This is a genomic window from Prevotella sp. MGM2 (assembly GCF_002933955.1).
Classification (GTDB): Bacteria; Bacteroidota; Bacteroidia; order Bacteroidales; family Bacteroidaceae; genus Alloprevotella.
On record NZ_BEWW01000133.1, the window covers coordinates 1 to 5,900 of the forward strand.

Here is a 5,900-nt window from a genome sequence, read left to right on the forward strand (position 1 = left end):
CGGAGAAGAAGGCGATGGCGTTGCTCTACAAGTTGGAGAAACATACCATCGATCTTGTGAAACTGAGCCGGGAAATTGTGGAACTTTCAAGGAAGATGTATGCTAGGTGGGAACAACAGAATTGAAGAAAGTAGCCTGATAAATGAACAAAGTTCGTCAAACAACTTCATTGCCGATCATGTCATCATCGGCGGCCGGGGTTTCAATTCAAGGATGAAAACCATCCGAAAGGGATAAAAATGTATATAAAAAAATGAAGTAAGCGGAATAATTATCTACATTCTCTTGCTTCATTTTCATTTATTAATCTATAAATTTCATTGTCGTAATAATAACGTTTGCTTATAAATCATAAAAATAGCCGTATTTGCTTGACTGACTAATTTATTTAGACTAATTTTGCATATACCAAATTTCATTTTATGATGGAACAACTTACTAAGCGTGAAGAAGAAGTGATGAATAAGTTTTGGGAGAAGGGCGAAGCTACCGTTAAGGAGATTATTGCCACTTATCCCGAACCTCGTCCAAGCAGAACCGCCATATCTACATTCGTGAAGTTTCTTGTTGATAAGGGCTTTTTAGACCACAAGCCGGCAGGAAACAACGGATTCATCTACTATCCCCTTATAGAAAGAGAGGAGTATTGTGGTAACAATCTGAAAAATGTCGTTCAGCGATATTTCAACAATTCAATTCGTGGAGTGATAAGCACTCTTGTAAGGGACAGGAAAATGTCAGACGATGAAGTCCTGGAGTTGATAAATCAGGTGATAGAAGGCAATCGCCAAGAATGGAACTGATTATTATATGGAAGTCAAGAGCGTTATTGGCATTAATGGTGATGCGCAGGAAGATGGCAATATTTATCATTATTTGCACATATTGAATATAAATGAAATAGAACGGCTCAAATAGTTTTAGATATGAACCAAACAGAGATATATCCTCGTTCTGGTGATAATCAGACTGTCTATCTTAAATCAGTCATAACGCACCAGAATATTGAAGTCGGAGATTTTACCATTTACAATGATTTTGTGAATGACCCTCGTGACTTTGAGAAGAATAACGTGCTGTATCATTATCCTATAAATCATGATCGTTTGGTTATCGGAAAGTTTTGCTCAATAGCCTGCGGAGCAAAGTTTATATTCAATTGCGCCAACCATACCCTGAAATCGCTTTCTACATACACGTTCCCGCTTTTCTTTGAGGAATGGGACTTACCGAAATCTGATGTTGTTTCTGCTTGGGATAACAAGGGCGATATTGTAATTGGCAATGATGTGTGGATTGGATATGACGCTATAATAATGGCTGGAGTGACCATCGGTGATGGTGCTATAATTGGCACACGAGCTGTTGTCACAAAGGATGTCGAGCCATACTCGATTGTTGGCGGTGTTCCTGCAAAGGAAATACGAAAACGATTCTCTACAGATATTATAGCCCGATTGCAAGAACTCCAATGGTGGAACTGGGACGCAGATATAATTCGTAATTCAATCAAAGCTATTCAAGACGGGGATTTAGGTTCATTAGACTGTCATTTTATATGAGGGACAAAACTGTATTCAAAATGAGAAAGTTACTGTTTATAATTATATATTTGTCTTTTATATCGCCTGCTTTCGCTGGTGGAAACAAGGCGATAGAGAATGCTTTGCACGAGTATATCAAAGGGAAAGATGCCCGTATAGGTGTCGCGGTCATTATCAATGGCAAAGACACCGTATCTGTCAACGGCAATCGGGACTTCCCTATGATGAGCGTAGTCAAATTTCCGCTGGCTCTGACGGTAGCGCACTGGATAAATACTAACGGTATGTCCCTGAACGATACCGTAACATTCAGCGAGAAGGCTATGAAAGAGGATACCTATAGCCCGATGCTCAAAAAGTATGGTAAGAGCCGAAATACCATAACTATAAGAGAACTGATTGAATGGTCTTTGGTTGAGAGTGACAACAATGCGGCAGACATACTCCTGCATCGCGTCGGTGGAACATCGGGAGTAACATCAATAATGAGGCAAATGGGTATCTCTGATGAGATTGTAATCGGAGCCTCGGAAGAAGATATGCACCGTGATCCATACCTAAGCTATCTTAACCGTACCACACCTTTGGCAATGGCGCAGCTATTTGATAGGTTTTACCACGAATTGAGAAACGCATCACAGTTATATTCAGAAATATCCGTCATGCTTGAACAGTGTCGCACGGGGCTTGACAGGCTTGCTTTCCCCCTTTTGCCTACTAATGCCCTGATAGGACATAAGACAGGTACGGGATTTCCGACACCCGAAGGTCGCATATCCGCAGTAAATGATTGTGGATATGTGAATTTGCCTAATGGTACAAGATATTCTATTGCCGTGTTTGTTGCTGATTCCAATTACGACATAGCAACGACCTCAGCCATCATTGCTGAGGTTTCTAAGATTGTCTTGGAAGGTTTGATTAAACAAAAATAAGATAAGAATATGGAACATAAATTTTGTCAAAGCTGCGGAATGCCGCTGACTACAGACAACAAAGGTACTAATGCTGATGGCAGTCGCAACGAGGATTACTGTATCTACTGCTATAAGGATGGCAGATTCACACAAGACTTCACTATGGAGCAGATGATTGAACATTGCGCTCAGTTTACCGACGAGATAAACAAGGAGTCAGGACAGACCTTGACACAGGAGCAGGCAAAAGACATGATGCGTCAATTCTTTCCACAACTCAAACGCTGGAAAAACCGGACAGCCATGTTTATTGCAATTCTGACATATAAAAAACCGCTTGAAGAAGTCGACCGTTTCCTTCAGGCACATCGTGACTATCTTGCCGAGCACTATGCGGCTGGCGATTTCATCGCATCCGGTCCGCAGGCTCCCCGCGTGGGCGGTGTAATATTGATAAAGGCCGAAAGCCGTGCAGTGGTTGATTCTATCATAGAGCAAGATCCGTTCAACATCAATGGTGTTGCTGACTACCGGATTGTGGAGTTTACTCCGACAATGTTTGTAGAATCAAGCCTTTCCGACATACTAAAATAAGTATTATACTGATGGTTAATAAAAGATCTATAATTATTTGGCTGGCAATCACAATCCTTGTGATGCTAGCATTGCCTTTTGCCGTTGCCCGGCTTGCGTCTGAATGTTCCGGAATGGCACTGTGCATGATGCTTTTCTTAATTGTGAATCCTATTTATTCTGCGATTCTTGGTTATCGCTGCGGGAAAGACATAAAGAAAATGTGGAATCTTCCATTGGTGTCAGCCGTAGCGTTTCTTGCCGGGACATGGATTTTCTTTGACATACATGAATTATGGTTTGTCGTCTATGCAACAGTATATCTTGCAATAGGTTGGACTGCAATGGCTATAAGCAAGCATATAAACAGTCCCAATAAGGGTAATGATATTTTCCCGTTTTCAGACGCTCCAAATACGGCTGTTTTCATATGCAGTCATATCCTGGATGGTAAAGAAAAAATATTATTTGTTTCACACGATGCGGATGACGGAGCATGGCAATTCCTTTGTGGTAAAGAACATAATGAAAGCGACGCAAGGATAGTTTCATTAAAGTATGTATTGGATTTAGATCCGACTATCAGCAACCTGAATGATTTACCTCTTGGTTATTGTGCACAACGAAAATCCAAGAGTGACAAGTGGGTAATTGCAAAGAATTAAATTATGCCATACATATCAATCGAGAGCGGCAAACTGACCGCTGAACATAAAAACCGTTAATTGAAAATGAGCAACGATACACGAGACATCTTTTCCGGACTTAAAGCCCGCAAGCCGCAATATGTGCTGGGGACAGAGAATGGGACCAAACGCACATCAAACGTGACCGAGACAAAAATTGTTGATGCCGTGTCTGACATAGAAGACAATGTGGCGATATACCTTGAAAAATGCGTGCCGGTGGTATTGGTCAGACATGCCGAGGCTTATTCTATTGACTACTTTAAAGATTGCAGTATTGCTGTGTGTTTAAGGGTTAAAGGATATTTATTCCGTATGTGGCGGTCTGACGTATATTGTGACGAGGCCGCTGATATTATGTGCACTTTTTTCCGCACCGCATCGCTCCCCGACATGACCGATTGGCATTGTCAGAAAATCTATTCTGAGGATGAAGAAAAAGATGCCGACAAACTGACAGTGGATAATGAGGATTTCCGATATTTCAGTTGTGCCGATGTGATCGGTGCATTGGAAAATATCATAGAGGGCAAATCGCGAAGTATGCTTTATTGCTTTGCTAAAGATAACGGCGGGTACGTCCAGATACGTCGATGCGACAAGGATACAGGTCCTGAGCAGGCATACAAAGTTGAATATGTCAGATGGACAGAACAGACTCCAATAGGCTATAGAGGAAAAATGTCGGATTTCAGACTATTGCGAAGCTGGCTTTGGGATCTGATTGATGTGGATGGATTGCCTGAGCCTATTGCCGGCTGGGAGCAATTTGATGTCAACAACCACTTTGAAAGACTGATGTTCAGATTTTTAGACGAAGAAAAAGATGAAAGGTAAATATAGCAAGCCGGTGAAAACGGCTGTCAAACTGATTTGGTCGAGTTTCGACCGTGAGAAGATACGTCAGGGCTATGCGATGCTCATGCAGGCAGCGCAACAGGGCGATGCAGATGCGCTGGCATTCATAGCCCGCTGCTTCATGGGTGAGTCGTATGTGTGGCCGCAGGCAGACTTCAAAGCTGACGATGAAAACGCATCGAAGCTGATGCAGAAGAGCGCGATGATGGGCAGTGCCACGGGCGTTCTTTGTGCTGCGCGAAGCGCAAACCTTACCCCTTCGGTGGAACGTGCAATGCCGTTCGCCTCGTTTAAGGAAGCGTTTGAGGAGATTCTCGGTCAGGCAGAGCGTGGCGACGCCTTCTGTTGCTACATGGTCGGCAATGTGTATTATTGGGGCGACTATCTGCGTGTCGAGCCAGACTATGCCAAGCAATTCAAAGACGAAAGCGACTATAACGCATGGGCCTGGCCGATAGCAAAGGTGTGGTACGAGCGCAGTTTCGACGGCGGGCTTTGTGCCGGATGGGGCAATTACTGCGACATACGCAAATCCGGCTTCTGCGAAATTGCGCGGGATGTTTATGAGAAATATTACTTGATGCTGGCGGATATTTCACCCGTAATCTGCAACAACTACGGCTATTATCTCCGCACCGAGAAGGGCGACTCATACGGTGGGTTGTTGCGATATGTGGAGGCTGCCCGCAGGGGCGACCCACAAGCCGCATACAATGCAGGGCATATCTACGAAGCCGGTGAAGAAGTGGATGAGAATATCGATCTTGCATACGAACTCTATGAAATGGCTGCCAAATGCGGACATCCCGCAGGGCAATTTGAGGTAGGATATTATCTGTTTGAAGGCTTCGGTGATGTGGAGCAGGACTACGCCAAGGCTGTGGAATGGTTTGAAAAGGCATACCAAAACCCGAAATGCAGCAAGACCACCCGGACGCAGACCGCCGCCTACCTCGGTTTATGCTATCAGGAGGGGCTGGGAACAGTTCAAGACGACGATGTGGCATTCGAGTATCTTCATGAAGCAGGGGAAGACATCGACAATCTATGGGAGTCAATAACCGTCAAGGTGCTCACCGCACTCGGCGTGGCGTATGCCTTCGGACGTGGCACCGAGGCGGATATTGAGTTGGGATACCAGTATTTTGAGGATGCTGTAAAACTCGGTTCGGAAGAAGCCAAAGAGTATATCAGCTATATCAACTCGCCAGACTTTGAAGCCCGCGAGCGGAAAAAAGAAGAACCGGCCACTCCCGTAGCCCCGTTTGGAAAAGGCGCGTGAGTTTGCCCCCCTCGGGCATAATAAGATTGACCCCTTAAAA

Annotated in this window: 7 protein-coding genes and 1 pseudogene; all 8 read left to right on the forward strand. The window is 44.1% G+C overall.

The genetic code is table 11. From position 1 onward, the window contains the following. Positions 1-125, forward strand: a pseudogene (locus C5S62_RS13785) (hypothetical protein); the annotation flags it as partial. 300 nt (positions 126-425) lie between these two features. Further along, positions 426-803, forward strand: a complete 378-nt coding sequence (locus C5S62_RS03040) for a BlaI/MecI/CopY family transcriptional regulator (protein ID WP_104404002.1) — start codon at positions 426-428, stop codon at positions 801-803. Positions 804-926: 123 nt separating this feature from the next. Then, on the forward strand, positions 927-1,562 hold the full coding sequence (locus C5S62_RS03045; RefSeq protein WP_104403999.1) for a CatB-related O-acetyltransferase: 636 nt from the start codon (positions 927-929) through the stop codon (positions 1,560-1,562). Positions 1,563-1,582: 20 nt separating this feature from the next. After that, positions 1,583-2,479 (forward strand): class A beta-lactamase, encoded by an 897-nt coding sequence (gene bla / locus C5S62_RS03050; protein ID WP_104404003.1) that lies wholly within the window; start codon positions 1,583-1,585, stop codon positions 2,477-2,479. 9 nt (positions 2,480-2,488) lie between these two features. Next, positions 2,489-3,055 carry a zinc ribbon domain-containing protein gene (locus tag C5S62_RS13790; protein ID WP_223301118.1) on the forward strand — a complete coding sequence of 189 codons (567 nt, stop codon included), beginning with the start codon at positions 2,489-2,491 and terminating at the stop codon, positions 3,053-3,055. Between the two features lie 11 nt (positions 3,056-3,066). Further along, positions 3,067-3,699, forward strand: coding sequence for a DUF2185 domain-containing protein (locus C5S62_RS13795; protein ID WP_223301119.1), 633 nt, complete (start codon positions 3,067-3,069; stop codon positions 3,697-3,699). Between the two features lie 66 nt (positions 3,700-3,765). Then, positions 3,766-4,557, forward strand: a complete 792-nt coding sequence (locus tag C5S62_RS03070; protein ID WP_104404000.1) for a hypothetical protein — start codon at positions 3,766-3,768, stop codon at positions 4,555-4,557. Beyond that, positions 4,547-5,860 (forward strand): tetratricopeptide repeat protein, encoded by a 1,314-nt coding sequence (locus C5S62_RS03075; RefSeq protein WP_104404001.1) that lies wholly within the window; start codon positions 4,547-4,549, stop codon positions 5,858-5,860. The genes C5S62_RS03070 and C5S62_RS03075 overlap by 11 nt, the downstream gene beginning before the upstream one ends. Positions 5,861-5,900 lie beyond the last annotated feature (40 nt).

Bases quoted from the DNA above. Each gene is read 5' to 3' on its own strand.
- C5S62_RS03040 (WP_104404002.1), top strand. From the start codon at position 426: ATGGAACAACTTACTAAGCGTGAAGAAGAAGTGATGAATAAGTTTTGG.
- C5S62_RS03045 (WP_104403999.1), top strand. From the start codon at position 927: ATGAACCAAACAGAGATATATCCTCGTTCTGGTGATAATCAGACTGTC.
- bla (WP_104404003.1), top strand. From the start codon at position 1,583: ATGAGAAAGTTACTGTTTATAATTATATATTTGTCTTTTATATCGCCT.
- C5S62_RS13790 (WP_223301118.1), top strand. From the start codon at position 2,489: ATGGAACATAAATTTTGTCAAAGCTGCGGAATGCCGCTGACTACAGAC.
- C5S62_RS13795 (WP_223301119.1), top strand. From the start codon at position 3,067: ATGGTTAATAAAAGATCTATAATTATTTGGCTGGCAATCACAATCCTT.
- C5S62_RS03070 (WP_104404000.1), top strand. From the start codon at position 3,766: ATGAGCAACGATACACGAGACATCTTTTCCGGACTTAAAGCCCGCAAG.
- C5S62_RS03075 (WP_104404001.1), top strand. From the start codon at position 4,547: ATGAAAGGTAAATATAGCAAGCCGGTGAAAACGGCTGTCAAACTGATT.